Source organism: Rhodococcus sp. JVH1 (genome assembly GCF_000280725.2).
GTDB lineage: Bacteria > Actinomycetota > Actinomycetes > Mycobacteriales > Mycobacteriaceae > Rhodococcus_F > Rhodococcus_F jostii_A.
This window is the reverse complement of the sequence record NZ_CP166289.1, coordinates 6,779,175-6,803,806: the sequence shown is the minus strand read 5'-3', so window position 1 is coordinate 6,803,806 and position 24,632 is coordinate 6,779,175. Positions and strand designations below refer to the sequence as shown.

At 64.8% G+C, this 24,632-nt stretch carries 44 protein-coding genes; 42 read left to right on the top strand and 2 right to left on the bottom strand.

Annotated elements, in window-relative coordinates:
• Window positions 1–23: 23 nt before the first annotated feature.
• Together JVH1_RS31810 and JVH1_RS31805 are read right to left on the bottom strand one after the other, a co-directional pair.
• A complete protein-coding gene (locus JVH1_RS31810) occupies window positions 24–557 on the bottom strand; it encodes a hypothetical protein (RefSeq protein ID WP_157173942.1) in 534 nt (177 codons plus the stop codon).
• Complete coding sequence (locus tag JVH1_RS31805) at window positions 554–1,291, bottom strand: helix-turn-helix transcriptional regulator (protein WP_043778173.1); 738 nt, start codon at window positions 1,289–1,291, stop codon at window positions 554–556. The genes JVH1_RS31810 and JVH1_RS31805 overlap by 4 nt, the downstream gene beginning before the upstream one ends.
• Before the next feature lie 281 nt (window positions 1,292–1,572).
• Here JVH1_RS31805 and JVH1_RS31800 point away from each other — a divergent pair, with 281 nt between their 5' ends.
• From JVH1_RS31800 to JVH1_RS31595, 42 genes are all read left to right on the top strand, one after another.
• Window positions 1,573–1,839 carry a helix-turn-helix transcriptional regulator gene (locus tag JVH1_RS31800; protein ID WP_009473827.1) on the top strand — a complete coding sequence of 89 codons (267 nt, stop codon included), beginning with the start codon at window positions 1,573–1,575 and terminating at the stop codon, window positions 1,837–1,839.
• A gap of 56 nt (window positions 1,840–1,895) precedes the next feature.
• The gene (locus JVH1_RS31795; protein ID WP_157173943.1) at window positions 1,896–2,651 is read left to right on the top strand and encodes a phage antirepressor KilAC domain-containing protein; all 756 of its coding nucleotides are present in this window, start codon (window positions 1,896–1,898) and stop codon (window positions 2,649–2,651) included.
• Window positions 2,648–3,547 carry a hypothetical protein gene (locus tag JVH1_RS31790; protein ID WP_157173944.1) on the top strand — a complete coding sequence of 300 codons (900 nt, stop codon included), beginning with the start codon at window positions 2,648–2,650 and terminating at the stop codon, window positions 3,545–3,547. Before JVH1_RS31795 ends, JVH1_RS31790 begins: the two co-directional genes overlap by 4 nt.
• Window positions 3,540–3,701 (top strand): hypothetical protein, encoded by a 162-nt coding sequence (locus JVH1_RS31785; RefSeq protein ID WP_009473832.1) that lies wholly within the window; start codon window positions 3,540–3,542, stop codon window positions 3,699–3,701. The genes JVH1_RS31790 and JVH1_RS31785 overlap by 8 nt, the downstream gene beginning before the upstream one ends.
• Window positions 3,698–3,910, top strand: a complete 213-nt coding sequence (locus JVH1_RS31780; RefSeq protein ID WP_009473833.1) for a helix-turn-helix domain-containing protein — start codon at window positions 3,698–3,700, stop codon at window positions 3,908–3,910. Before JVH1_RS31785 ends, JVH1_RS31780 begins: the two co-directional genes overlap by 4 nt.
• Window positions 3,911–3,987: 77 nt before the next feature.
• The gene (locus JVH1_RS31775) at window positions 3,988–4,467 is read left to right on the top strand and encodes a hypothetical protein (protein WP_371113059.1); all 480 of its coding nucleotides are present in this window, start codon (window positions 3,988–3,990) and stop codon (window positions 4,465–4,467) included.
• Window positions 4,464–4,697 (top strand): hypothetical protein, encoded by a 234-nt coding sequence (locus tag JVH1_RS31770; protein ID WP_009473835.1) that lies wholly within the window; start codon window positions 4,464–4,466, stop codon window positions 4,695–4,697. The genes JVH1_RS31775 and JVH1_RS31770 overlap by 4 nt, the downstream gene beginning before the upstream one ends.
• Complete coding sequence (locus JVH1_RS31765) at window positions 4,694–5,488, top strand: hypothetical protein (protein WP_009473836.1); 795 nt, start codon at window positions 4,694–4,696, stop codon at window positions 5,486–5,488. Before JVH1_RS31770 ends, JVH1_RS31765 begins: the two co-directional genes overlap by 4 nt.
• Complete coding sequence (locus JVH1_RS31760; RefSeq protein ID WP_009473837.1) at window positions 5,485–5,652, top strand: hypothetical protein; 168 nt, start codon at window positions 5,485–5,487, stop codon at window positions 5,650–5,652. Before JVH1_RS31765 ends, JVH1_RS31760 begins: the two co-directional genes overlap by 4 nt.
• Complete coding sequence (locus tag JVH1_RS31755) at window positions 5,649–6,197, top strand: hypothetical protein (RefSeq protein WP_009473838.1); 549 nt, start codon at window positions 5,649–5,651, stop codon at window positions 6,195–6,197. The genes JVH1_RS31760 and JVH1_RS31755 overlap by 4 nt, the downstream gene beginning before the upstream one ends.
• Entirely contained in the window at window positions 6,194–6,772 is a 579-nt protein-coding gene (locus tag JVH1_RS31750) for a hypothetical protein (RefSeq protein ID WP_009473839.1), read from the top strand. The genes JVH1_RS31755 and JVH1_RS31750 overlap by 4 nt, the downstream gene beginning before the upstream one ends.
• Before the next feature lies 1 nt (window position 6,773).
• Window positions 6,774–7,070 (top strand): hypothetical protein, encoded by a 297-nt coding sequence (locus JVH1_RS31745; RefSeq protein WP_009473840.1) that lies wholly within the window; start codon window positions 6,774–6,776, stop codon window positions 7,068–7,070.
• Complete coding sequence (locus tag JVH1_RS31740; protein WP_009473841.1) at window positions 7,067–7,969, top strand: ATP-binding protein; 903 nt, start codon at window positions 7,067–7,069, stop codon at window positions 7,967–7,969. Before JVH1_RS31745 ends, JVH1_RS31740 begins: the two co-directional genes overlap by 4 nt.
• The gene (locus JVH1_RS31735; RefSeq protein ID WP_009473842.1) at window positions 7,966–8,409 is read left to right on the top strand and encodes a hypothetical protein; all 444 of its coding nucleotides are present in this window, start codon (window positions 7,966–7,968) and stop codon (window positions 8,407–8,409) included. Before JVH1_RS31740 ends, JVH1_RS31735 begins: the two co-directional genes overlap by 4 nt.
• Window positions 8,406–9,233 carry a hypothetical protein gene (locus JVH1_RS31730; protein ID WP_009473843.1) on the top strand — a complete coding sequence of 276 codons (828 nt, stop codon included), beginning with the start codon at window positions 8,406–8,408 and terminating at the stop codon, window positions 9,231–9,233. The genes JVH1_RS31735 and JVH1_RS31730 overlap by 4 nt, the downstream gene beginning before the upstream one ends.
• Before the next feature lie 783 nt (window positions 9,234–10,016).
• Window positions 10,017–10,304, top strand: coding sequence for a glutaredoxin domain-containing protein (locus JVH1_RS31725; protein ID WP_009473846.1), 288 nt, complete (start codon window positions 10,017–10,019; stop codon window positions 10,302–10,304).
• Entirely contained in the window at window positions 10,301–10,807 is a 507-nt protein-coding gene (locus JVH1_RS31720) for a hypothetical protein (RefSeq protein WP_009473847.1), read from the top strand. The genes JVH1_RS31725 and JVH1_RS31720 overlap by 4 nt, the downstream gene beginning before the upstream one ends.
• Window positions 10,800–11,063, top strand: coding sequence for a hypothetical protein (locus JVH1_RS31715; protein ID WP_009473848.1), 264 nt, complete (start codon window positions 10,800–10,802; stop codon window positions 11,061–11,063). The genes JVH1_RS31720 and JVH1_RS31715 overlap by 8 nt, the downstream gene beginning before the upstream one ends.
• Window positions 11,060–11,191: a hypothetical protein gene (locus JVH1_RS31710; RefSeq protein WP_009473849.1), complete on the top strand. Its 132-nt coding sequence runs from the start codon at window positions 11,060–11,062 to the stop codon at window positions 11,189–11,191. The genes JVH1_RS31715 and JVH1_RS31710 overlap by 4 nt, the downstream gene beginning before the upstream one ends.
• Window positions 11,188–11,595: a hypothetical protein gene (locus tag JVH1_RS31705; protein WP_009473850.1), complete on the top strand. Its 408-nt coding sequence runs from the start codon at window positions 11,188–11,190 to the stop codon at window positions 11,593–11,595. The genes JVH1_RS31710 and JVH1_RS31705 overlap by 4 nt, the downstream gene beginning before the upstream one ends.
• Window positions 11,595–12,353, top strand: a complete 759-nt coding sequence (locus JVH1_RS31700) for a hypothetical protein (protein WP_043778177.1) — start codon at window positions 11,595–11,597, stop codon at window positions 12,351–12,353. The genes JVH1_RS31705 and JVH1_RS31700 overlap by 1 nt, the downstream gene beginning before the upstream one ends.
• Before the next feature lie 2 nt (window positions 12,354–12,355).
• A complete protein-coding gene (locus tag JVH1_RS31695) occupies window positions 12,356–12,691 on the top strand; it encodes a DUF6085 family protein (RefSeq protein ID WP_237735108.1) in 336 nt (111 codons plus the stop codon).
• Window positions 12,670–13,098, top strand: coding sequence for a hypothetical protein (locus JVH1_RS31690; RefSeq protein WP_009473853.1), 429 nt, complete (start codon window positions 12,670–12,672; stop codon window positions 13,096–13,098). The genes JVH1_RS31695 and JVH1_RS31690 overlap by 22 nt, the downstream gene beginning before the upstream one ends.
• A 267-nt stretch (window positions 13,099–13,365) precedes the next feature.
• The gene (locus tag JVH1_RS31685) at window positions 13,366–14,103 is read left to right on the top strand and encodes a hypothetical protein (protein ID WP_009473854.1); all 738 of its coding nucleotides are present in this window, start codon (window positions 13,366–13,368) and stop codon (window positions 14,101–14,103) included.
• The gene (locus JVH1_RS31680; protein WP_009473855.1) at window positions 14,100–14,525 is read left to right on the top strand and encodes a DUF6221 family protein; all 426 of its coding nucleotides are present in this window, start codon (window positions 14,100–14,102) and stop codon (window positions 14,523–14,525) included. Before JVH1_RS31685 ends, JVH1_RS31680 begins: the two co-directional genes overlap by 4 nt.
• On the top strand, window positions 14,522–14,881 hold the full coding sequence (locus JVH1_RS31675; RefSeq protein ID WP_009473856.1) for a hypothetical protein: 360 nt from the start codon (window positions 14,522–14,524) through the stop codon (window positions 14,879–14,881). The genes JVH1_RS31680 and JVH1_RS31675 overlap by 4 nt, the downstream gene beginning before the upstream one ends.
• 312 nt (window positions 14,882–15,193) lie before the next feature.
• Window positions 15,194–15,376, top strand: a complete 183-nt coding sequence (locus JVH1_RS31670; protein ID WP_009473857.1) for a hypothetical protein — start codon at window positions 15,194–15,196, stop codon at window positions 15,374–15,376.
• Window positions 15,373–15,627 carry a nicotinamide mononucleotide transporter gene (locus tag JVH1_RS31665; RefSeq protein ID WP_043778182.1) on the top strand — a complete coding sequence of 85 codons (255 nt, stop codon included), beginning with the start codon at window positions 15,373–15,375 and terminating at the stop codon, window positions 15,625–15,627. Before JVH1_RS31670 ends, JVH1_RS31665 begins: the two co-directional genes overlap by 4 nt.
• A gap of 19 nt (window positions 15,628–15,646) precedes the next feature.
• Complete coding sequence (locus tag JVH1_RS31660; protein WP_009473859.1) at window positions 15,647–15,811, top strand: hypothetical protein; 165 nt, start codon at window positions 15,647–15,649, stop codon at window positions 15,809–15,811.
• The gene (locus JVH1_RS31655) at window positions 15,798–16,076 is read left to right on the top strand and encodes a hypothetical protein (RefSeq protein WP_009473860.1); all 279 of its coding nucleotides are present in this window, start codon (window positions 15,798–15,800) and stop codon (window positions 16,074–16,076) included. The genes JVH1_RS31660 and JVH1_RS31655 overlap by 14 nt, the downstream gene beginning before the upstream one ends.
• The gene (locus JVH1_RS31650) at window positions 16,069–16,299 is read left to right on the top strand and encodes a hypothetical protein (protein WP_043778184.1); all 231 of its coding nucleotides are present in this window, start codon (window positions 16,069–16,071) and stop codon (window positions 16,297–16,299) included. The genes JVH1_RS31655 and JVH1_RS31650 overlap by 8 nt, the downstream gene beginning before the upstream one ends.
• Window positions 16,283–16,648 carry an HNH endonuclease gene (locus JVH1_RS31645; RefSeq protein ID WP_083849719.1) on the top strand — a complete coding sequence of 122 codons (366 nt, stop codon included), beginning with the start codon at window positions 16,283–16,285 and terminating at the stop codon, window positions 16,646–16,648. The genes JVH1_RS31650 and JVH1_RS31645 overlap by 17 nt, the downstream gene beginning before the upstream one ends.
• Window positions 16,649–16,786: 138 nt before the next feature.
• Window positions 16,787–17,236, top strand: coding sequence for a hypothetical protein (locus JVH1_RS31640; protein ID WP_009473861.1), 450 nt, complete (start codon window positions 16,787–16,789; stop codon window positions 17,234–17,236).
• Window positions 17,236–18,852, top strand: a complete 1,617-nt coding sequence (locus tag JVH1_RS31635) for a hypothetical protein (RefSeq protein ID WP_009473862.1) — start codon at window positions 17,236–17,238, stop codon at window positions 18,850–18,852. Before JVH1_RS31640 ends, JVH1_RS31635 begins: the two co-directional genes overlap by 1 nt.
• Window positions 18,853–18,865: 13 nt before the next feature.
• Window positions 18,866–20,275, top strand: a complete 1,410-nt coding sequence (locus JVH1_RS31630; protein ID WP_009473863.1) for a phage portal protein — start codon at window positions 18,866–18,868, stop codon at window positions 20,273–20,275.
• Entirely contained in the window at window positions 20,253–21,302 is a 1,050-nt protein-coding gene (locus tag JVH1_RS31625) for a hypothetical protein (protein ID WP_009473864.1), read from the top strand. Before JVH1_RS31630 ends, JVH1_RS31625 begins: the two co-directional genes overlap by 23 nt.
• A 69-nt stretch (window positions 21,303–21,371) precedes the next feature.
• Window positions 21,372–22,088, top strand: coding sequence for a hypothetical protein (locus tag JVH1_RS31620; RefSeq protein ID WP_009473865.1), 717 nt, complete (start codon window positions 21,372–21,374; stop codon window positions 22,086–22,088).
• 23 nt (window positions 22,089–22,111) lie between these two features.
• Window positions 22,112–22,510, top strand: a complete 399-nt coding sequence (locus tag JVH1_RS31615; protein WP_009473866.1) for a hypothetical protein — start codon at window positions 22,112–22,114, stop codon at window positions 22,508–22,510.
• Window positions 22,495–23,508, top strand: a complete 1,014-nt coding sequence (locus tag JVH1_RS31610; protein ID WP_009473867.1) for a major capsid protein — start codon at window positions 22,495–22,497, stop codon at window positions 23,506–23,508. Before JVH1_RS31615 ends, JVH1_RS31610 begins: the two co-directional genes overlap by 16 nt.
• Window positions 23,508–23,879: a hypothetical protein gene (locus tag JVH1_RS31605; RefSeq protein ID WP_009473868.1), complete on the top strand. Its 372-nt coding sequence runs from the start codon at window positions 23,508–23,510 to the stop codon at window positions 23,877–23,879. The genes JVH1_RS31610 and JVH1_RS31605 overlap by 1 nt, the downstream gene beginning before the upstream one ends.
• On the top strand, window positions 23,863–24,258 hold the full coding sequence (locus JVH1_RS31600) for a hypothetical protein (RefSeq protein ID WP_009473869.1): 396 nt from the start codon (window positions 23,863–23,865) through the stop codon (window positions 24,256–24,258). Before JVH1_RS31605 ends, JVH1_RS31600 begins: the two co-directional genes overlap by 17 nt.
• Window positions 24,258–24,626: a hypothetical protein gene (locus JVH1_RS31595; protein ID WP_043778186.1), complete on the top strand. Its 369-nt coding sequence runs from the start codon at window positions 24,258–24,260 to the stop codon at window positions 24,624–24,626. Before JVH1_RS31600 ends, JVH1_RS31595 begins: the two co-directional genes overlap by 1 nt.
• The last annotated feature ends 6 nt before the right edge of the window (window positions 24,627–24,632 follow it).

The window sequence follows — 24,632 nt, the reverse complement described above, 5'->3', positions numbered from 1 at the left end:
TTGAGGTTAACCGCAACTGACTTCTATGGGAAGCGTCGGGCCGCCCATTCGGTGCGCCAGCGAGCCATCCGGTCCTTGGCCGAAGCTATGTGGCCGTTCTGAACAACGAACCAGTTTGGGTCGTACTTGCTTGATTGCTTTCGCCCCGGTAGCAGCCACACAAGCACATCAGTGTCTTCGGAGGGTGCACCGAAGTAGATCCGGTACTGCCAGGTACCGATGTGCTTCTCCTTATCTGTGGGATGCCGCAGTTCGCCGATCGGATCCCGGTCGATGGAAACCGGGTACTCGTACTCATCGAGGTCCCCATTTTGCCCTCGTCGAACTGACCCTTTGTGTGCGCGCGACATCAAGGCAACAAGGTCGGCGCGAATCGTCTTCGCTACCCGTACTGCACTTGCGTTTCCGGGAGTGCAGGCACCAACTGTTATTTCAGCCAGTTCAGCCCCGAATTCCGGAACAAAATCAGGCTTCGGACGATGCCCAACCGTGGCGATCCAGTCCTGGTTTTCGACCTCAGTCGTGGGTTCACTGGAAGGTTCGACCTCTGCGCTCATGCTCCGAACTCCGGGCCATCCTGGTCTGGCTCCACCTCAACCTCTGGCGGGTACACGCCTGCCATTTCGTCGGGGATCCGGTGTGCCGCGAGCATCTTGGATTCGTCGAACGGAGGCACGCCGTGACGGTCAACGACCTGACCTTGATCGTTCAGGGTCCACTCTGTGGGCTTGACTCGGTCCTTCCAATCCTTCTGTACGCGGGCCAGTTCCGCGAGCTGCTCAGGCGTCGGCTCCGGCTTCGACGCCGAGGAGAGATGCCGGGATTCCACCGCGAGCTTCATGGGGGCTCCTGAGCTTTCCGCGCCGCGGCCTGAGCTGCCGAGCTCCTGGCCGCTCGCTTCCGTCCCCGGTTTCTGGTTCGTGTCATTGGCGACTCCTGCCGTCCGACGTGGCGCCATGGCTCGCACTACTGCAAGCACAGCGTCTCGCTGCTCTTCGTTCAGTTCGTCGGCGCCCGGCGGCAACATCGCCGCAAGAGAAGAGTCCTGGGTGCGTACCGCAAAGCCGATGCTTCGCGCCACGCTCAACACCACCAGGGTCACGTCGACTTCAAGTGCATCGGCGATGGCCTGAATGGTCGTGGGTTCCGGGAACTCTTTGATCCGAACGCCAGTGCCCAGCTGTTGCCAGCGCTGCCTCGAGACCACATCGTTTGCCCGTCCGGCGAGCTGCTGGTACGACCAGCCGCGCTCCGACTTTCGGGCACTGATGAGATCGGCGAGTGTGGGCACCGCTGAAGCTTGCGTTGGATCGCCCGATCCCTGCAACAGATCCTCCGAACTACCCTCCTACCAGCTTTGGGCCGGTCGGTGGCGGTTGTATGCCTACCAATTGACGGTGCCTACTTTGCCCCATTCCCCCTGGCTGCGGAAACGCCACGCCGGTACCACTTGACAGCTGCCTACTGGTAGGCGCTACATTGATGCTTGTTAGTTGACAGATAGGCGCCTACAAAGCAGACTGGAGAAGCACGATGACGACCCCGTACCGACGCTGGCCGAAAGGAACTTGGATGAAGCTCAAGAGTCCAGGCATCCTGCGCGCGTTCGTTGGCCCCGAGGACGACAAGAAGATGTCGGCGCGAAAGCTCGCCCGATATGTCGACGTTCACCCCAGCTTTATCGATCACCTACTTGCTGATCGGCGCCGAAGCTGTGAACCCAAGACCGCCAACCGCATAGCGGAGGCGCTCGGTGTACCTGTCGAGATCCTTTTTGACGTCCAGGTGACAATTACTGCGCAGCGATGTGGCAAATCAAAGACTGTTTCACTCGTATGAAAAAGGCCCTCGCCTGCGGACACAGGACGAGGGCCAAGACACAGATTGGAGATCAGATGTCTGCGATTCAGACTACGGCACGCTCGCCATTTGACGAACTGATGCTCCCCGGCAACAGATGGTCCGCCCGTCAGTTGCAGGCGGCGACGGCGTACTCGCGCTGGGAAGACTTCGCGAAGATCGTCGAGCGTGCTATCGCCTCGGCACGGAACAGCGGCCACGATGTTGCCGCGAGTTTTTCGGCGATCACCGAAAAACCATTGGGGGGCGGACGCCCGCGACAGGACTACTCGCTGTCGCGGTTCGGCGCCTACCTGACCGTCATGAACGGCGACCCAAGCATGCCGGAGATCGCGGCCGCGCAGGCGTACTTCGCGACCAAGACCCGCGAGGCGGAGACCGCGACTGCTCCCGCGCTGTCGGGCGCCGAACTCCTGGCGCACGCAGTTCTCGAGGCACAGTCGATGATCGCCGCGAAGGATGTGCAGATCGCCGAGCTTGAGCCGAAGGCTGAGTTCTACGACGAACTGATGGACGCGGACGGCTGCTATTCAATGCAGGCCGTCTCTCGGATCATCGGGTGGGGCCGCAACGTGATGATGCGGGACCTACGCCGGATGGGAATCCTGCAGGGAAACAACCTGCCGTATCAGCGGTACGCCCACCATTTCAAGGTTATTCCGGGCACCTACGTCAATAGAAGGACCGGTGAGACGGTTCCGACCGCGACGGCGTACGTGTTGCCGAAGGGCGTCGAATTTCTTCGGAAGCGTCTCGCGCAGTCGCCCGCCATTGTCGGCGGTGCAGCATGATCCTCTACAGCTGCGCGAGTTGCGATTTCGGGATCGCCGGTTCCCACCCAGAGACCGCCGAAGACGAATACGAGCTGCGTCAGGACATCGACGCGCACGAGGAGATGCACCGCGAACTCGAAACGGAAGCGGCCTCCGATCCCCTACAGCGTCTCGCCGATCAGGGGCTGGTCGTCCTGCCGCAGCCGAAGCAGAAGCCCCTCACGCACGACGACGTGCGAGCCATCGTGCGTGAGGAGATCAGAAGAGTTTGGCTACCAGACCTTCCCGCTCCGATCGTTGGCGGCTCCACCGTCGACAGCAGATTTGCCGTTGCCCTCGAGGAGCCTGATCCGGTCCTCCGCCTCCACGAGCCGACTCTCAAGACGCATGACGGCCAGCATCAGGGGGGCGACCAGACCCACTGCGCTGAACGCCTCGCCACCTGCCTGCTCAACGTTCTGAATGAATTCATCCCTGATGGCGGCCGAGACGGGGAACTCGTCTGGGATCGACAGAGCCTTCAGGTCCCTGATGCTGCTCAAGAGGTTTCTCCTTCTGTTGTTGGTCGTAGCTCAACAGTAGGAGACCGGTCGGTCGGCACGACAGCGTCAGCAGCTGATTGTGACGACTCGGGGTCAGCCCTTGAGGTGCTCACCCGAAGAGAGTCGCTTGTCGAGTTCGTCGAGCCCCTCGGTCATGGCGCCGATCATCTCGGCGGCAGTGGCGGGTCGCGAGTTATTCGACGCGAGGGTATGGAAGGCCTGGTAGATCGACTTCACTCCGGTGAGCGAGTCAGGGACCGCGTCGATTCTGCGAGCGAGGTCATCAAGTCGAGCGTCGGCTGCCATTCAGTTCCCCCTCCGAGTGTTGATTCTGGCGTCACCACCCTAGGTGAAGGCGGCGGCAATGGCTGACCTGTACGCGGGCGACCTCGACGTCGCACTCGCCAACGTCCCACACACCGAACGGGCCCGGGTCCTGGTCGACCGCTACTCCGAAGTCCAGGATGCGTTCCTTGCCGAGTTGGTTGACGCGGACTCTCGGGTGAGCGGCGGTGAGTTCGAATGAGCGACACCGAAAAGCAGAAGCGGTACTTCACTCCACGCCAACTGGCGGAGCGGTGGGAAGTGTCGATCCGCAAAGCCCAGGAACTCGCGAAGTCCGGCGAGATCGCATCGATGCGCGTCGGTCGAACGGTGCGGATACCGGCTTCGGCCGTGGCCGCCTACGAGAAGTCGCATACGAGGCGTCCGGGCGAGTCCCGTTGGGCGTCGTAACGCCGCATTCTCCGGTGGCGGCGAGTGGGTGCTACCCCGCCGCCACCGGCTTCAAGTCTTCAAACCTTCTGTCACGAATGGGGATTCGCATGTCCGTTTCATTTGATCAGGTGTTCGTCGACGGCGTCGGAATGGTCAGTGCCGAGCGCGCTGACGAGATCAGTCGGGCCCAGGCCGCGCGCGGCGTCGCCACTCAGCGGTTCGTGGTCGGTGCCGACGAACTGACCGCGCATTTCATGTCGACGCCGATTTACGATCAGGTTCGTCGAGACCTCAGGGCAACGTGGCTGCAGCAGCCCGGTCCCGCGGTCTCTGATGCCGAGTTCGACCACGTCGCCGACGAAGCTATCGCCTTGGCGAAGCCATACCCACCAACGCCGGACCTGTTCGACCGACTCGCCGCGGCGATCGACGACGCGCCCGAACCTAGCTTCTGGGACAGGCTCGAAGACTGGATCGCCAAGTGGGGCGTCCGGCTCGTAGCCCTCCTGTCAATCGCAGTGTTCACGTACGTCGCTCTTGCCTACTTCGGCGTGATCCCGGTGGTGCGGCGATGAGCGCCCCCGCCGAGATCCTTTCTGATCTCCTCGACGCGATCAACGACGCCGGCCAGCTCGACAGCTTCAGCGTGTGGTGCGAGGTCGCCCCGGTCCTGCATGAGGCGGGAGCCCGGCGTGGCTGCGCGACAGCGAAGCTCGAGGTTTCTCTGCCTAGTGGTTGTGTCGAAGTCGCGTACCTCATCGCCCACCCGATGCAAGCAGATCAGGGGCATGAGGTGAGCCGATGATCTGCTCACGCCAAGGCTGCACAAATCAGGCCACTCGCCGCGGCTGGTGCAAGTCCCATTACGAGACCTGGCGCAAACGTCAGCACCTGTACGGCCGGTTCGACTCGGCCTACGTCGATGCGACCGCCGTCCGCGCTCACGTGGCGGCGCTGCAAGCGGCCGGTATGAGCGAGCGCACCATCGCAAGACTCGCCGACGTCAACCGCAGTCAGCTCTCAGCGCTGATCCGCGGTCGAAGCGGACAGGGGATTCCCCCGTCACGGAAGGTATCGACGAGCTTCCGGGACAGTGTGCTCGGTGTGCCCGTCCCGCACGCGGCGTTCACGGTCGCCGAGGGTTCGACTCGGGTGGACGCCACAGGATCGATGCGGCGTCTGCAGGCGCTCGTCGCCGCCGGGTGGACGCAGGACGTGCTCGCGGCCCGACTTGAGATGGTGCCGGGCAACTTCGGCCGGTTGATCTTGGGCCACCGGTCCCGGTGCACCGCGCAGCGGGCGAAGGATGTGGCCGCGTTGTTCGCGGAACTCCAGCTGATTCCGGGTCCGTCGGATGCTTCGCGTCGCCGAGCATCCCGGCTTGGGTGGGCTCTGCCGATGGAGTGGGACGAGGACACGATCGACGACCCGGCCGCCGAGCCCATCCGCGCGGCCTGGACATCCGCCTCCGCTCGGGCTGAGCGGATCGAGCAGGTCGCCGAGCTCACCTCGCGCGGGCATGCCGCCCACGAGATCGCCGAACGCCTCGGCATCTCGCAGCGGCAGGTAGTTCGAGACCGGGCAGTGGCCTCATGAGCGAACACATCGACGGCCACAACAAGGTCCGCGTCACCCGCGAGGGCAACAGGGTGCGCATCGACTGCTTCCAACAGGACATCCACAACGAGTGGCAGCACGTGTATGGCGGGCTTCACCCCGAGTCCGTGCTGGTCACCTCACTAGAAAGCGAAACTGTATGAGCGAGCACAACACCACCGTCGAACTGATCGCACTTGGTGTGCTGCAGAAGCACATCAAGGACGCCACCGACATCCGACGGGCATCCCAGTTCCATGTCATGGAGCCCGGGGATCGAGTCACCGCCCGTGTGCAACTCAATGGCGAGAGCATCAAGCTCGGCTCGGTCACCCGCACCGACCCGGATCCGGAACTGAAGGTTGTCGATCAGAAGGCATTCGACACGTGGGTGGTCGACAACATGGGCGACAACACCGTGGCCGAGTACCGCTTCGGCGACGACGAGAAGGTCGCCGAGGTGCTGCGAAAGCACGCCCCACATCTGGTGCAGGAAGTTCGGGTCGCCGCCCCAGGCTGGGCGAACGACGCAATCACCCTCGCCGGCCGGGGCGAAGGCCCGATCCCTGACGGCGTCGACTTCGTCACGAAGGACTCCGTCCTCCAGGTTCGACCAGACGCCAAGACCGCACCGACGTTGATCCCCGAGCTGTGGCGACTCGGGATCCTCGACATCCGCGAGCTCGTCGCGATCGGCGGCGGCGAATGAGGCCGACACACGTCTACCGCAGCACTGCTCCTGACCTCCTCGCAGCACTGGAGAAGCAGCGAGAAGACTGGTTGTCCTTCACCTCGCGATGCGACGCCTGGGCGGCTGAGCATCCGATGGACGATCAGGACCGCAAGCTGGCAGCCTTCTACGGCGAGGGCGCCACGATGCGCGGCTACTTCCCGCTCGACGGCGATGACACCACCTACGCACGCCGCGTGACAGACGCGATTTTTCCGGGCTGGAAGTTCCACCGAAGAACAGGTGTGTGGGTTCCAGATACTCGATCTGACCTCGGCAAGGAACTGGCTCGCACACTGCCGCGGGTGACTGGCGAGGCGACGATCGCCGAGCGCATGACCGGCCTATCAACGTGGATCAAGGTGGCCGGCAGCGAAACCCGAGACGGTTCCTACCACGCCGGGTGCGCCCGCATCACCCTCGCCAGCGGTGTCGCACAGGCCGAGTGCCCCGGCGACCCACTCGACCGCATCAGCGACACCAACCGGGAGAAGTTCGACCGGTACTGGTCGCCGGTGAAGCTGTCCGATTTCTACGCAGAACAGGGGCTGTGACATGAACGATTCCTCCAAGACTTCACCGCTGGGCGGGTCGTGGTCGCTGCCCGACACCCTCACCGGACAGGCCGAACCTCCAACCCGTCCGACCGGCGTCCAGCTGGTCCGTCACCGGACCGATGCGAGACCGCCGCGGTTCATCGACTGCAACGTCGTCTACGCCGGACACGACGGAGAAATGCATTGGTGGACACCGATCCCGGTCATTGATACCTGGATCTTGCTGACCGATGAGATTGTCGCCGACTACCTACCGGAGAGCACTCGAATCCACGGATCGGGGGCCCGACCATGATCGTCGAGTTCACCCCAGCAACCCGAGCAGCAGGCCACGCCCGGATACTGCTGTGTGGTCCCCCTGGTTCCGGGAAGACATACACGGCGCTCGCCCTCGCACACAGCCTCGGCTCACGTGTCGCCGTCGTCGACACCCAACATGGTTCCGCTTCCTGGTATGCCGGTGTGAACGGATGGGCGTTCGACACACTCAAGGCGTCCACGTTCTCCCCGAACTCGCTCGTCGAGATCCTCGGGACCGCCTCCGGCCGCGAATACGACGCCCTTGTTCTCGACACGTGGTCGAGCTACTGGGAGGGCGCCGACGGGATGCTCGAGCAGGTTGACCGCCGAGGACGGTCCGGCCCGTACAACTCCGGCTGGAAAGAGGTGCGTCCCGAGGAACGCCGGATGATCGAGGCGCTCCTCACGTACCCCGGTCACGTGATCGTCACTCTCCGCTCGAAAGTCGAGCACGTCATCGAAGTGAACGAGCACGGCCGCAAAGAGGTACGCCGCGTCGCGTTGAAGCCGATTCAGCGGGACGGCGTCGAGCACGACTTCGACATCGTCGGCGACCTCGACGAGCGGAACGCACTCACCGTAAGCAAGACCCGGTTTCCGCTCCTCGCCCGCGAGTTGATTGACCGGCCGGGGGCCGAACTTGCCGAGCTCGTCGGCGAGTGGCTCGCAGATGGGGAACGCCGGCCGACGGTCGCCGAGTACCGGGACCGCGCGCTCTCCGATGAGCAGACCCCGACCACGCTCCGCGAGCTGTACATCGAACTCGACCGCGAGTTGATGCTCGGCGCCCCGACTCTCGACGGCGACGGGAACCCGACGGTCCTCGGCGATCTCGTCGCCAACCGTGGGCGTGCGCTCCAGGCGGCCGCTGAGGCTGAAGGGGGTGCCGCGTGAGCCTGCGTCGCACACCGTTGAAACGCAACCCGATGCGCCGTTCCTGGATGAAACGCAGCGGCCGCTCGCCCCGTAAGGAGGCTGCGGCCGCAGCTCTGACGTCCGCGGCTCCGATCGCTGTCGCCCGCGCCGGCGGCCGGTGTGAGCGCTGCCAGGTCGCAACTGATCTGCAACTTCACCACCGCCTGCGCCGCAGCGCAGCCGACCGTGAGCGTCCGTCGAACTACCTGATGCTGTGCCTTCACTGCCACACCGGTGGTGATGACTCGGTGCATGCGAACCCGGTGAAGGCGCGCGAGTTCGGCTGGATTCTGTCGCCGCATCAGGAGCCCTCGAAGGCGCCTGTCTACACGTGGCACGGCTGGGTGTTGTTCGCCGACGACGGATCCATCGACACCCACTCGCTGTACGTCACTCGCCCCGAAGGGACAGTCGCTTGAGCATCACGATCTCCACCAAGGCCCTCGTCGAACTTCTCACCGACCTCCTCGATACCGCCGACAGCTGGCGGGGCATCCATCTCCGGACCACCCGCGGGCACTGGGGTGAGGACCCCGACGAGACGACCCTCCTCGCTGGCACATCCACCACCGGTGCCGTCATGGGACACACGTGGACTGTGTGCACCGGTGACCTGCAGGTCTCACTGTGGCCGGCGGCGAACTGCCGGATCCTCGCCGACGCGTTGAAGAAGCTCGCGAAGGGCGACAAGGGACATGCAGTCGACATCCGTATCGACGGGAACACGGTGATCGTCGTCGAGACCGCCACCCTCTTCGACCATGGTGCCGAGTTCCAGTTCGAGGTGCATGACGCCAAGGCATTCCCAATGTCGCGGCTGCGTCGCATCATCGACGGCGATCCACTCCCAACACCGCGCGATGGGGACGGCGACGAGCGCGAGAACACCAACCGCACCACCTGGAATCCAGCCAGCATCGAACCGCTCCTGAAGATCGCGAACCGGCGGAAGGAACAGCTGCATCTGTTCCGCACGCACTCCAACCAGATCCACCGGGCGCAGATCGGGAACCAGTGGGTCGGTGCAGCCGCCCCGTCGGTGGCGTGGGATCACGACGACCCGGACAAGCCGAACACCGACGTGTATCTCGACCCGTCCGTGCCGGTGGACGGTGCGTGGCTTCTCCGGTATGGGGGCGGTGTGTTCGCCGGGCGCGAGTCCGATGAGGACACGCCCACGACGACCGTGACCGCGATTCAGCCGGCGCTCGGCGAGGAGCCACCAGAGAGCGAGGCCGAGTGATGTGGCCTGGCAGCTCGTCAAGGAAGTCTTCGACACCGCCCCGAAGTGGATGGGTCCGACGGAGCGTCTCGTGCTCGTCGCGCTCGCTGAGTGGGCGGACGCCGACGATCGAACCTGTTGGCGCACCGCTGCCGAAGTATCCGGGCGTATCGGGATCTCCGAGGAGGGGTTGCGGAAGTCGATCCGGAAGCTCGCCACGTACGGGGTTGATCCTCGGGTGCCGATCGCGTTCAAGGGTGATGGGTCTCCTGTCTTCGCGTACCGGGGTCGGGCGACGACGTTCCGGATTCCGTATCTCACCCGTGCTGTGGAGCCACCCTCGAAAGGTGGGAGCACAGTCCCGCCTTTGGGCTGTGGATAACTCATCCACAGCTGGGACCACAGTCCCGCCATTCGATCCGAGAAAGGTGGGACTGTGGTCCGGAAAGGTGGGACTGCAGTACCGCGAAGGTGGGACCACAGTCCCACCCAGTCCTTCCGAAACCAGAAGAAACCAATCTTTTCCCGGCGGCCTGGTTTCGAGTTGTGCACAGGCAAGGCTGTTGTGACAGCCGCGTACGCCTCCGCTCTGCGGATCCCGTGCCCCGACTGCGGGGCACCGGAGGGCGTCAAATGCACCCTCACCCACAACGGCAAAACGATCGTCCGTCATTGCCCCTGCCTCGCCCGCGTGAAGGCCTCCCCCGCCACTCACACCGGACCGGCCCCAGAAACCGCCGCAGAGACCGCACGGGTCCAGCGCGACATCACGGAGCCGCTCCACCCCAACGAAGAGAGCACCGAATGACCATCACCGTCTACACCAGCCCGGGCTGCTTCCCGTGCAAGGCCACGAAACGGGACCTCGACAAGGCCGGCATCGACTACACGCTTGTCGACCTCAGCGAGGACACCGAAGCGGCCGCCGACATGAAGAAGCTGGGACACCTGACAGCCCCGGTCGTCATCGCTCGCCTGGACTCCGGCACCGAGCACTGGTCCGGCCACCGTCCGGACCGCATCCAGTGGCTGGCCAACGAACTTGCTGCGCTCGGGTACCTCGCACAGGACGCAGCGGAGGGCCGACCATGAGGGTCCTCGGTATCGACCCCGGCGCCAAGTTCACCGGCATCTGCGTCATCGATGGCCGCGACGTAATCGCCTCAGCCGACGTCGCCACGGAATACGACCTGTTCCCCGCCGACCGGAGGTACATCCAGGAGGTGCTCAACCAGGCGTACCGCCTCCTCGACACTCTGCAGGTGCAGACGGTGGCAGTGGAGACGATCACCCGCCCCTCATGGCACATGAAAGGCCGGGCCGCCGTCGATCCGACGGCCCTGCTCGCCACAGCTGAGGTGCTCGGCGCCGTCCTCGGATTCGCTTGGCCTGTACCAACCCTCCAGGTGCAACCCGGCAAGAACGGGTCGCAACCCTTCGGCACCTACCCGCCGACCCTTGTCACCCCGCAGGAACGACGGACACCTAGCTGGCAGCTGAAGATCGCAGGGAAAGGCAAGCTGTGCCACCAACGGTCCGCCTACGACGTTGCCAGGGCAGGGCTGCGACTCAGCGCGGAGACGGCCCATGTCTGAGCAACTCCCACCAACCGAGCAATGCCGCTCCTGCAAGGCCCCGATCCGGTGGGCACGCACGCAACACGGCAAGCACATCCCCATCAACGCCGAGCCCTCCGCGAGCGGCAACGTCCTGCTCGACCACATCGGCGGGGTGCTGCACGCAGGGGTGATGCGCGGCAACCAACTCGCCGCCATACGCCGCACCGACCGCCCACTGTTCCTGCCGCACTTCGTCGACTGCCCGAACGCCGGCGAATGGAGGAAGCGGTGACCGGATGCCATTGCGCAACAACAACCTGGCAACACGAGGCGCGTTGCGGCACAACCGCCGAGCTCGACACCGAACCCGACGAGCAGTTCGACACCTACATCGAAGAACACGCCCAGGAGGCAGCATGAGCACCATCGAGCAGAGCGACGCGCTGGACGTCATCACCTGCGCGATCGAACGGTCACCGTGGCTGTCGCCCAGGCACATCGCCGAGGTTGTCGAGAACGACCTCGTGAACGCCCGACTACTACCGGCCCCGGAGGACCAGCCTTTCCAATCGAACGCGCGCCCCATGCCATCGGATCAGTCAACAGCCGATGGTAAGGGTCAGGCCACCGCGATCGACAACGCGCAGCGTCACCTCGACGCGTGGGCAGACACCGCCGACGGGTACCGCACCCTCGGACGACGGCACGTCCTGCAATGCCTCTGGTGCGACAAGTATTTCGGGGGCAGAACCAAAGCGGAAGCACTTGCCAGATACCGCAAGCACGAGGACCAGCTCCGCGCCGAACTCGAAGGCGGTGAGTGATGATCTCTGTCCTGGAGTGCCGCGGCATAGGCGAACGAGTTCCGTCGCCGATGCTGACGAACGTCACCAGACTGCTCGACCCGGCACGGTTCCGAGTCGTCGACGTGCCGTGGCTGGCGTCGTATGGCCCGGTGCCAATGCCGCTGGGTCCGTCATTCGACGATTCGCTGCGACACGGCCGGCCACTTGTCATCGACGCGATCCGGCGCGACCCGAACCCGGTCATACTGCTCGGGTACTCGGGCGGCGCCGGTCTGGCCGGTGACGTGGCCGCCGAGGTCGCGCGAGGCGAGCATCCCGATTTGGACGTGCGTGGTGTCGGACTGATCTCCGACCCACGCGCTCCCTGGTACGGGTCATCAGGCGAGATCGGCTCGTACGGCATCACGGGCCCGAGACCCATCCTTCGCGCGTTTCCCCGCTGGTGGATCTCGGACCCAGCTGATGTCATCTGCTGTTGCCCACGGAGCTCACCACTCCGCACGATCGCCGACCAGACCGCAGCGATGAGCCTGGCCAACCTCATCGGCTGGGGTGTTGACCTCACCCGACGGTTGCGGGTGAAGGAATGGCAGGACATAGCCATCGACTGGCGCAACCGTGACGCCATCCGGGGTCTCTACGCCCAGGCACGCCGCGACGCCGAGGGGTACCTCATCCGCGGCGACCACACGTCGTACGCCACCCGCCGCTACCCCGGCAGCACTCGCACCTACACCGAGTGGCTCGCCGACCGAATCAACGAAATCAGGGAGTGACCATGACGATCAACGTGAAGGGCTACTGCCCGATGGGGTGCGGCGCAACGCTGTTCGCAGGCTACGGCGGCTACATCGCCTGCAGCAACGCCACATGCCCGAACCCCACCGCGGTCGCCGACATCCTCGACGTCCGTGAAACCGAGCACATTGTGACCCTGCACGCCGACGAGTTCACCGTGCGGCATCCGCTGCGCGAACGTGTCGAGAACGAACTCGAAGAGTGCAGGTTCCACCGCCTGCTCGCCGCGCTCGACGGACCACCCGAACCACCCGGCACATACCGCGTCACGGTCTGCCGCGACAACGTGTGGACATGGGAACCGGTGACGCGATGACCAAGCACCTCATCAACAGTCAACGCCTGCTCCTCGGCGAGCTGGACTCCTTCCTGATCCTCGCCCTGGTCGACGCACCCGAGTACTGGTGCAAGCACATCCGCGACATGCAGGGCTGCGGTACCGCGCGCAACGAGGAGTGGCGCGCGGCTGGCGTGTACCGCCAGACGTACTCGTGGGGTCTCGCCATGACGACGTCCGGCGATTACATGCACCAGCGGAAGCGGGACGACCGGGCGCACACCGTGACGCTCACCTGGGCGGAGATCACCAGGTGGGCGGAAGCGCTGCCCGCCGAGCTCCGGACGCTCGCACGCAAGAACCGAAAGTCCGACACCTGCGACAGGATCCTCGCCGCCGAGCAGATCCTCGCGGCCGCCGAGGCCGGGCAGGGGGCGCTGTGGTGAGCGAATCGAGGGACCACCAGCCCGTCTGCCTGCGCTGCGGCGGCGAGCAGGGCGCCATGACCCAGTGGCGCGACGCAGATGGTGATGGGCACTGGATGCACCCGGAATGCATGCCCCGCAGCGAGTGCGGCCACTGGGTCGGCCCGGTCTGGAAGGACGGCGGCGAGACCTGCGTGTGCGTTCTGGGGCCGCATCACAACGGACCGCATCGATGCGACTGCGGCTCGACCTTCGAGGGGTGCGGCCGTCCAGCAGGAGTGATTAGCCATGACTGAATCCACTACCGACCACATCTGCCGTGCCGGCGACAACTGCCAGGGGCGGCAACGCGACTCCGAGGACCGCAAAGTGTGGATCCCTGCGGCCACGACGGTCGCGAACACGTTGTGTGACAGCTGCATCAACTCCGTCGAGCAGGCAGTCTCCACCCTGTGGGGTCACTACATGCGGTTGCATCACATCCTCGGCGAGATGGGGACCGTGCAGCACTCAGCGGGGAAGCATCCGTCGCCGTCACCGACCGTCCCGATCAACGTGCACTACGACGCCCTGATGGTCGAGATCGTCCGCACGGTCGACCGGTGCGCCGAGCAGGTCGCGGACGTGCTGCACATGTCGAATCCTGAGCATGAGCGACCCACCGCGCTGCTGGCAGCTGGGTTGGCGATCATCGAGCCGAACATTCGGGTCCTCGCCCAGGTCGGGAGGTTCGACGCCCTGGAGTGGAAGAAGGGCGGCGAGGAGTACGACACCGTCGAATTGGACGGGCCGATTCTCTGCATGAAGCTGCTGGATCTCCGTCGGCGGGCGAGGGCCTGCGTGGGCGAACTGCAAGGCCGGGACAGGATGCCGGTCCCCTGCCCGCGGTGCGAGTACTGCGAGCTGGGCCGCTGGCATGGTTCCGAGGTCATCAACTGCAATTCCTGCGGATCAACGTGGACCAACGACGACTACAGGCACATGACCATGATCTTGGCTGACGATTACAAGGAGCTGGCCGGATGACTGACATTGAGGAGTTCCTGAAGGCCCGTCTCGACGAGGACGGCGAGCTTGCTCGGTATGCAGCGGAACGAGCGGCGGAGTGGCGTTCGGGCGGGCAGGGCGTCTGTGGCGGCCCGTTCGCCGACGACGAGGGCGAGGTCGACTGCCTAGGGATGCACACCATCGTCTACGGCGAGGGTTACCCGAGGGAGTTCGAGGCTCGGCATATCGCCCTCCATGATCCGGCGCGGGTGATGCTCGAGGTCGCAACGAAGCGGGCGATCCTGCAGGCATGCCGTCGCGCACCGAGCGCGAGCAGTCATATCAGTGCGTTCGTGCGTGGGCAGGATGCTGGATACGCCGAGGCGCTGGCCGACACACTTCGCCACCTAGCCTCGGCGTACTCCGACCATCCCGACTACAGGCAGGAGTGGGCGCTGTGACGGGAGACCCATGGCCATGGCCGACTGACACCCAGCTGGAGCGGGCCCGCCGCGTCGCCCGCTCGTACAGGGAAGCCCTCGAATCTCTCAACCCGGGTGTCTGCGAGAACATCGACCGGAAGGTCACCGAGTTCGGGCAGGAGTGGATCAAACCGGAACTCGATATGGCACCGGAGGCATGGGAGCTCCTGTCCGCACGGGACCTCGAAGTGATGGTCGGCGTCCCCGCATCCAGTGTTCGGGCGTGGGCCGCGAAGGGCCGGTTGACGAAACGCACCAGCGCCGACGGTTCACCTGTGTATCTGGTCGAGGAGGTGCGTGACCTGATCGCCGAAACCGGGCACCGCAAACGATGACCCCGCTACCAGAGCGCTCCTCCCCCATCGTGTCGGAGCGCTCTGGTAGCGTTACTGCCGTTGGTCGACCTGTCTCTTCAGCCGGGTCGGCCATTTGTCGTCTCACCGGAAAATCCTGTTCAGCGCAGATGGTGAGACTCCCCTCCGCTCGGCAATGGTGCCGGTTCGATCCCGGTCTCCCATTGGCATGGTGTCTGGCCGGAGGGGTCGCAAATCCCCCAGGGCGCGCGACTGGGGCTGGCGCAGATCGCAGCTCACTTCCCGAGCGCGGTGCGACGGGAACAACGCGCACAACTTCGCAGGAGGCTCGCCATGGCCGATCCGATCGATTCCGTCGTGAGCCTCACCCGTCAGGTGATGTGCCGCCTTCTAGGCCTCGACACCACGCCCGCCGAACCTGCCGAGGTGCACATCCACGTACACATCCACGGCGACGACGAACAGCCCGATGCGGTCAAGGCGCAGTGGCCCCGCCGATACAGAGGCAAGCGGTGATCTCCCAATGGTGGAGCATCACGCTCACCGCGGTTGGCCTCGTCGGCCTGGTCCTCACGATGCGTAAGCACTTGGCCGGTCCCTTCATCGGGGCCGGTATTCAGGTGCTGTGGATCGCGTACGCCCTCGTCAGTCATCAGCCGGCGTTCATCGCATCGGCGTTGGCGTATGGGGCTGTGAATGTCTATGGCATTCAGCGGTGGATGAGGGAACGCGAACCTCCTCACCCGCCGGTGGACGAACCTGCCTGACCTGCAGCGAATGAGGTGAATGATGCAATCACTCCTCGACCAGCTGTACGACGCCGGCGCCAAGCTCGCCCACGCACAAGCGCAGAGCGACCTCGTCGGAGTCATACAGCTTGAGTCGCAGATGAACACGCTGCTCGACAGCCTGAGCGCCATACACGGAGGGGGCGACGATGCCAGCATCTGAACACGACCTGCGTGACCGCCTCGTCGACGCACTCACCGGCGATGAGGAAGAGCTCCCGCCGCATCCCACCGACGACACCCCGGCAGTGCGGGCCCTGGCCCGCGGCCTCGCCGGCCTCGCGTTCGGGGACACCGCAGCACCCCTGAACTTCAACACCATCACCGAGTACTACCAACCACTGGCCCAGTCGATCCTGAACTACCAGGCCGGATGGCACATCGACCCGAAAGCCAAGACCTGGCGAAGGATCGACAGAGATGGCTGAAACTCAACCGCGGTGGAACATCGATTACTACCCCGACAGCGACGCCGCTCATGTCACCCCCATCGATGACCTCGTCGGCCACAGCCACGATGACGACTGCGCATGCGGTGCCGCCACCGAACCCGTGCAACGCCCAGACGGAACCATCGGATGGGTCATCACGCACGCCAGCCTCGACGGCCGCGAGCACCACGAGGGCGACGGACATGCCGCGGGCACGTAACCGGGTGTGTTCGACACCGGGCTGCCCCAACATCCAGCCTGAGCCACAGTGCGCCACCCATCGCGCCGAGCGAGACCGACACCAACGACGGACCACACCAACCAAGGTCACCCGCACGTATGCCGAGCAGCGACGCCGCAAGGCCGCAGTCGACGCGCACAGGGCCACACACGGTGACTGGTGTCCCGGGTACCGGCGGCCGGCGCACCCTGCCACGGATCTCACCGCAGACCACGTCGACGAGATCGATCTCGGCGGGGCACCAGACGGAGAGCTCCAGATCCTCTGTCGGTCCTGCAACAGCACCAAAGCAGGACAGCGCCACACGGCTGACCTGCGGAAACAATGACTTATTGCACATGCAAGCAACGCTCTGACCTGCGGAAACACACCCCCAGGGGGGTACCCCCGAGGGCCGAAAACGCCCTCGCCGCGGGGGAGGTCCCTCGCAGTTCGCAGAACCTGAAATGTTCCGGAAGGGAGGGCCGTGGCCGCGACATCACCGCGAGCTCCCCAGGAGCTGGGCACGGGAGGCAAGGCGCTTTGGCGGGACATCGTCAAGGACCACGAACTCGATGCCGTGCAGCGAGTGCAATTGCTTGAGGCATGCCGGGCGAAGGACCGACTCGACAAGCTCGACTTGATCCTCCGCGGCGACGCGGACACCTGGGTCGACCTCGTGCACCGGACTCAGACCGAGGACTACGAGATCCGGATCGACGACGCGTTGGCGAAGGCGAACGCAACGGGCAACCTGCTGAAGCAGTTGCTCGCGGCGCTCCGCCTTCCCGATGAGGCTGGCAAGAAACCGCAGCAGCGAGGGGGCGCCCGGGGCAGCTACAAGCCGACAGCCGCATCGACTGGAAAGGCGACGGCGGCGTCGAGCGGGAAGGTGTCCTCGCTGGAGCGGGCGCGGGCTGCGAAGTCTGGTGCCTGATGGCATGGGCGGGACCGCTGTTCGACGGGCATGTGTGCTCGGTCGGCTACGAGGTTCTCGACTGGATTCACGAGTACGAATGCCACGGTGTCGGTGACATCCAGGGCGACCCCCTCGATCTCGACGACGAGATGCGTGAGCATGTCATCGAGTGCTACCGGATCGATCCCAACACGGGGCGACGGGTGTACAACGAGGCGGTCCTGTCTCGGCCGAAGGGCCGCGCGAAGTCTGAGATCGCCGGGATCATCGCTGTTGCTGAGGCTTTCGCTCCGGTCCGGTTCGATGGTTGGAATGCGGATGGTCAGCCGGTTGCTCGGCCGGTCCGGTCGCCGCTGATCAAGTGCTTGGCGACGGAGGAGTCGCAGGCCGGCAACACGTTCGCCAACATTGCGTTCATCGCTGGTGAGTGGGGGCAGGACGCCCACCCCGATATCTACGGCGGGATCGGTGGTGTCCGCCGGTACCAGTCGGCCTCTGCGATCTACCTGCCTCAGGGCGGGGAGATTCGGCAGTGCACCTCGGGTGCGGCGTCGAAGGACGGTGGCCTCGAGACGCACATCATCCCGGACGAGACGCACCTATACGTGCTGCCCGAGCTGCGGGACATGTACGCCACGACCGCCCGAAACATGGGCAAGCGCAAGGACGCCGACGCCTGGATCCATCAGACCTCGACCGCGTACCGGCCCGGTGAAAACTCGGTCTTCGAAACGACCCTGACGCTGTGGCGCAAGGGTGAGCTGCCCGAGTCGGTGTTCGTCAACCACCGGGAAGCTACCGGGAAGATCGACCTGAATGACAAGGCCCGGACCCTCCACCAGCTCGCGGAGGCGTACGGGGCGGCGGCCGAGTGGATCGACCTCGAACGCAAGTACCGCGACATGCGGGACGTGCGGATCTGCCCGGACGACGAGACGGCGGCGCGGTACTTCCTGAACCGGCCGATGTCGTCGAAGGATGCTTGGATCGCCGACGACATCGTCAAGCGGCAGATACTCGCGGGGCAGGTGTCGGGGCCGAAGGGATTCGAGGAACTCGAACCCGGTACTGCTGTGGCGCTCGGCTTCGACGGTTCGCTCAACGATGACTCGACGGTGCTGATCGGTTGCCGGATGTCGGACGGCTTCCTGTTTCCGATCGGCATCTGGGAGAAGCCGGCCGGGAACGCCGGGAACTGGTGGGAGGTTCCTCGCAGTGACGTCCTGGCGAAGATCCGCGAGGCGTTCGCCCGCTACAACGTCTCTCGCCTGTACGCGGACCCGCACGAGTGGCGCTCTGACATCGACAAGCTCGCCGAGGACTTCCCGGAGCGGGCCCTGCCGTGGGCGACGACCCGGGACATGCCGATGCACTCGGCGCTCGACCGGCTCCGCACCGACCTGATCAACAAGACCGCATTCCACTCCGGCGACAAGTTGTTCGTGGACCACTTCTCCAACGCCTACGTCCGCAACAAGGGCATCTACCGGCTCGTGCGAAAAGAGCACCCGAAGTCCGATCGGAAGATCGACTCCGTCGTCGGGGCGTCCCTCGCCTACGAGGCGCGTGCCGATGCGATCGCCGCCGGGTGGACCGCGGAGGAACCCGACAACCGAATGTTCTGCTTCTCATGAAATGGAGGGCCACGTGACCGTCGCTCTGCGAACGACCCTCAACTCTGACGAGCGGGACATGATCGGCAAGCTCAACGCGAAGCTGCACAAACTGCAGCCGAAGGACAAGCTCAACGAGGCGTACTTCGAGGGCGAGCAGCGACTGAAGCAGATCGGTATCGCTGTCCCGCCTGAGCTTCGGGTGTTCGAGCTGGTCATCAACTGGAACCGGATGTATGTCGGTGAGATCGCCCGCCGGCAGAAGATCAAGTCGATCATGGTCCCGGGTGGGAAGAAGAAGCGGAGCAAGGCGCTGCAGGAGGGCTTCGACGCGAACAACCTGTCCTCGGAGATCAGCCTCCTCAACACGGAGACAATGATCTTCGGCCGATGCTTCGGAACCGTTGGATCGAACGCTGAGGACGAGGAACATCCCCTCATCTCGATCGAGTCGCCCCGCCACATGTCCTGCCTGATCGACCGATCGAGACGCCGGATGGACGCACTCTTCCGGCAGTACCGAACGGAAGACGGGCAGCGCGTCGGAACACTGTTGCTACCGGACAAAACCATCCAGGTCGTCGCAGGCCGCGGTGGTTGGGAGATCGACGAGGTCGGGGACGACAACGGCATCGACGAGCACAAACTCGGTCGAGTTCCTGGAATCCTCTTCCTCAACCGCAGGCGCCTTGGTGGGTGGGATGGAACATCGGAGATGGCGGACCTGATCCCGCTGGTCGACGCCGCGGCGCGCGCCCTGACGAACCTGCAGGTGGCTGTCGAGACGCACTCGGTCCCACAGAAGTGGGTCCTCGGCATGTCGAAGGGCGACTTCGTCGACAAAAACGGCCAACCGATCCCGGTGTGGCAGGCGTATTACACGTCGATCTGGGCGAACCAGAAGTCGCCGAAGGACGTGCAAGTCGGTCAGTTCTCGCCGTCGGACCTGAAGAACTTCCACGACACCACCAATCACTATGCGGCGATGGCGTCGTCGGTGACCGGGTTGCCGTTCCGGTTCTTCGGTCAGAACACCGCGAACCCGGCCGCTGAGGGCGCGATCCGCGCCGACGAATCCCGCCTGATCTCGAACACCGAGGACAAGAACGAGGCCCAGGGCGTCGGTATCGGCTGGCTGATGGCGCTGTACGAGCGCTTCCGCACCGGGGAATGGCCGGCCGCGGGACGCGCAATGAAGGTCGAGTGGCGCAACCCGGCCACCCCCACGAAGGCTGAGGAGGCCGACTTCATCCAGAAGCTGAACGGCGGCACCCCGGTCCTGTCCCGTGAGGGTTCGTGGGACGAGATGGGCTGGGACGAAGCGCGGAAGGACCGCGAGCGCGGCTACTTCGAGCAGGAGGCGTCCGATCCGGTCCTCGACCGGCTCACCCGAGACCTGAACCGCGACGACACAAACGCCGATGATCCCGCAAGCGTCGGCTGACTACTACCGGGACCAGCAGCGCATCACTACCAAGGTGTTGCTGACCGCCCGGAAGATCTGGGGTACCCGGCCGCCGAAGGACTTCGATGCCTGGTTCCTCGCCAACGTCGCGCTGCTGTTCGAGATCATCACTGCCGGCCAGGCCCGGGCAATCGAAGGCTCCGAGGCATACGTGTCGGACGTCCTCGACGAGCTCGGAACCCCCGTCGAACCGGAGGTCGAACTGTCCACCGCGCCGCTGATCGGTGTCAGCTCGGATGGGCGCCCGCTCGATTCGCTGATGTATGGCGCAGTGATTCACGCGAAGGGCCAGATCGCCCAGGCGAACACGGTGACCGATCAGGTCATCTCGTCGGCGTGGCAGTCCGGGCTCAACTCGCTGATGCTGCGCATGCAGGTGCAGGTCGCCGACACCGCCCGCGCGGCGACGGCGATGAGCATCGCCTCCCGGCGCAATGTCGGGTACACGAGGATGCTCAATCCGCCGTCCTGCTCGCGGTGCGCGGTGCTCGCTGGCCGCTTCTACCGATGGAACCGTGGGTTCGACCGCCACCCCGGCTGCGACTGCAGGCACATCCCGACACGTGAGGACACCGCCCGCGACATCCGGACCGATCCGAACGATTACTTCGACAGCCTCTCGAAGAAGCAGCAGGACAAGATTTTCACGAACGCGGGTGCCGAGGCCATTCGTGCGGGCGCCGATATCAGCCAAGTCGTCAATGTCCGCCGCGGCATGTCGACGGCACAGACCAACCTCAGCGGTTGGATCCCGAAGGGGCAACTCGAACCGCGCACCGTCTACGGCCAGCAGGTCTTCACCACCGACGAAGGCGTCACCCGCCGAGGCATCGCCTACAAGGCAATGAGCAAAGTGGGATATGTGCAGCGCCAGAACGATATCCGCAACGGAAAGTACTTTCAGGCACGCGCACCGCGGCTGATGCCCGAGACCATCTTCACTCTCGCCGAGGATCGCATCGACGCTCTTCGGCTCCTCAAGTTGTACGGCTACGTCCAGCACTGAGCCGTCACTCTCATCGATCCGCAACGGATCGACCACACGCCCGCAATGGGCGACCAAAGGAGAATCCGCATGTCCAGCACCATCCTGCCCATCCATGCCGTCACTGGTCTCACCGCACTGGGACTGACCAAGCGCGGCAAGCCGATCTGGCCGGTCATCGGCGGTAACGGCGAAGACGACGGCGATACCGGCGACAAGGACCCCGACGACGAGGACCCGGACGAGGACCCCGACGAAGATCCTGACGCTGACTCCGACGACAACCCCGACGACGAGGACAAGCCCCTCGGCCCCAAGGGTGAGAAGGCCCTCGCCAGGGAGAAGGACAAGCGGAGGGAAGAGCGGAGCCGTCGGATCACCGCCGAGCGGGAGAACCGTCAGCTCAAGGCGCAGCTCGCCTCGAAGGGCAAGCCGAAGGTCAAGGAACCCGACGACGACGAGCGTGAGCGTGTCATCGAGGAGCGCCTGACCGCCCGCGCCAACTCCCGCATCATCGCCGCGGAGGTGAGGGCAGCGGCCGCAGGGAAACTCTCCGACCCTGCGGATGCACACAGATTTCTCGACCTCGATCAGTTCGAGGTCAGCGAGGACGGCGAAGTGGATCCGGACGAGATCGCTGATGCAATCGACGACCTGATCAAGAAGAAGCCGTACCTGGCCGCGCAAGGCGGCACCCGGAAGGCTCCGAAGCCCGACCGCCGTCAGGGCGGTGGGTCGCGCGAAGCGACAGGGTCGATGGCCGCCGGTCGAGCCGCCTATCAGGCGCGAAACCCCAAGAAGAACTGAACCTCTGAAGGAGGGAATGCACCATGGATCTGAAGATCAAGACCGAGACCTTCGGCCAGGACGACCAGTCCTGGCTCGCGTCCGCACACGGAACGGACACCGCACGTTCGATCAACATCGACGTCGCAACGTTCACCGCGGGCACCCACTACCCCGAGGGCTACCTGAAGTCAGGCTTGCCGCTGAAGAAAGTCGCCGCTGGCCGCTACGGACTGTGGTCCAACGGCGACACCGACCCGTTTAGGGTCACCTCTTTACAGCCACGAAGGTTCCCGCCGGCGCGACCGTCGTCGTTGGTGCCCTGCACTGGCACGGCGCTGTCCTCGTGGCGAAGCTGCCCACCGCCGTCAACGCAGCTGGCCAGGCCACTGCCAAGTCCATCCGCTACTTCTAAGGAGACTGAGCAATGGCACTCGTGCTGAATAGCGACTACATCACTCCGGTCGAACTGACCGGTTACGTGCGTGAAGCGCTCGCTGACCGACCCATCAACAACCTCGCACTGATCGACGATCTGCTGCCCGATCTGGTTGTCGACGACGTCGACTTCCGGGCGAATATCACCGAGCGTGGCCTCAAGCGCATGGCGAAGTTCCGCAGCTGGGACGTCGAGGCGCCGCAGTCGAAGCGGAAGGGAGTGACCCGGATTTCCGGTGAGCTGCCCCCGATCTCGGAGAAGCGGCGACTCGGTGAATACGACCGGCTGCGCCTTCGGAAGGCGGACTCCTCGATCGTCAAGCTGATCCAGGACGATGCTGTTGAGCTGGCGGACGCTCTGCGTACCCGCCTGATCGTGGCCAAGGCGCAGGCGCTAACCACCGCCAAGGTGAATCTCGCCGAGGATGGCCTCGAGATCGAGGTGGACTTCGGCCGTAGTGCCGGCCACACCATCGTGGCTGGCACGGTGTGGTCCGGCGCCGCTGACCCGATCGCCAACCAGGAGACGTGGTTCTCCACCTTCCGCTTGGCGAACTCCGGCAACCCGGCCCGGGCAATCACTTCACAGCGCGTGATGTCGACGCTGATGCGCAACGCGACCATCCGCGCCTACTGCCTGCCCCCGGGTTCCACGCAGGGCATCGTGACTCTCGATCAGGTGAACGCACTGTTCTCTTCGTTCGGGCATCCGCGTTTTGAGATCTTCGATGCCCAGGTCGAGGACTTCGACGGCGACCCGGTGCGCCTCATCCCGGATGACTCGATTCTCTACACCGCCGACGTCAAGATCGGCGAGACGCTCTGGGGAACCACGGCGGAATCGATTGAGCCGGACTACGGCATCGACGCGTCCGAGGCTCCCGGAATCGTTGTCGGTTCCTACATCGACAACGACCCGGTCGGCCGCTGGACCAAGGCCTCCGGTGTCGGCCTGCCGATTCTCGGCAACGCCAACGCGACCATGATTGCGAAGGTGCTGTGATGGGTGGCCGCCTGTCCGCGTTCGTCCATGTCGCCGACGAAGACGGCACCTATCATCAGTTCGGCCCGACCGACACGGTGCCGGAGTGGGCGGCCGCGCAGATCACCAACCCCGCCGCGTGGGCACAGGCCCCTGCTGCAGTGGTGGTCGAGGAGCAGGACTTCCCCGCCGGCGAACCGTCCGACCAGTGGAAGGTCCCGGAGCTGTTTGCCTACGCCATCGCGAACAGTGTCGACCTCGGGGATGCCAAGAAGAAGGCCGACATCGTCGCAGCCATCAAGGCTGCGGAGGAATCGCCCGAAACCGTGACCGCGGACGCGATCGGTGGGGACACCAAGGAAGGCGAGGGCGACGGTGACGGCACCGCCTGAGCCGCTCATCACCCGGACTGACGTCGAGGATCGGCTAGGGGAAACCCTGGCCGATCCCGAGGTCACCCAGGTCGAGTCGCTGATCGCCTACGCGTCGTCGAAACTGAGGTCTCGCCGCTACCTCGCCGTCGACGCACGGATGCTCGACGGGACACTCGACCGGGAGCTCGTCAAGGGGACGGTTGTCACCGCGGTTATCCGCGCACTCGAGGTGATCCGCACTGGGCTGCGAGTCCGGAGCACCCAGTATCCGGAGAACACCGAGCAGTACGCCGACGCCGACCAGCGGCTCATCTACTACACCGACGAAGAACTCGCCGAGCTCGACCCCGACGTAGGTGAGACAAGCACCGGTGCGTTCTCGATTCGGGTGTTCTGATGCGCCCTCTACCCGAGCCGTGGGTGCTGCTGCGGTACAACGATCCTGAGTACGACGAGTCGACCAACAATCAAGTTCCGGTCCCGCCGACCGAGGTCCCGTGGCATGGGCTGCTGCAGCAGCGGCAGTTGTCCGCGTCATCGGTCGACGCGGGCAACGTCGAGTTCCAGGACGGCCACGTCACAAGTTCGTACATCCTTCTCCTCGACCCGGGCCTGGACCCGCTGCCCACCGAGCGGGACAGCTTCCGCGACGAAGACGGGGCCATCTATCAAGTGGTGGGCAAGCCCCGTGCGCGCCGACCGGTTCGCAGCCCACGCCGCACCGCATACATCGCCGCCGTCGTGCGGCGTTCCAACGACATGTAGGAGTGA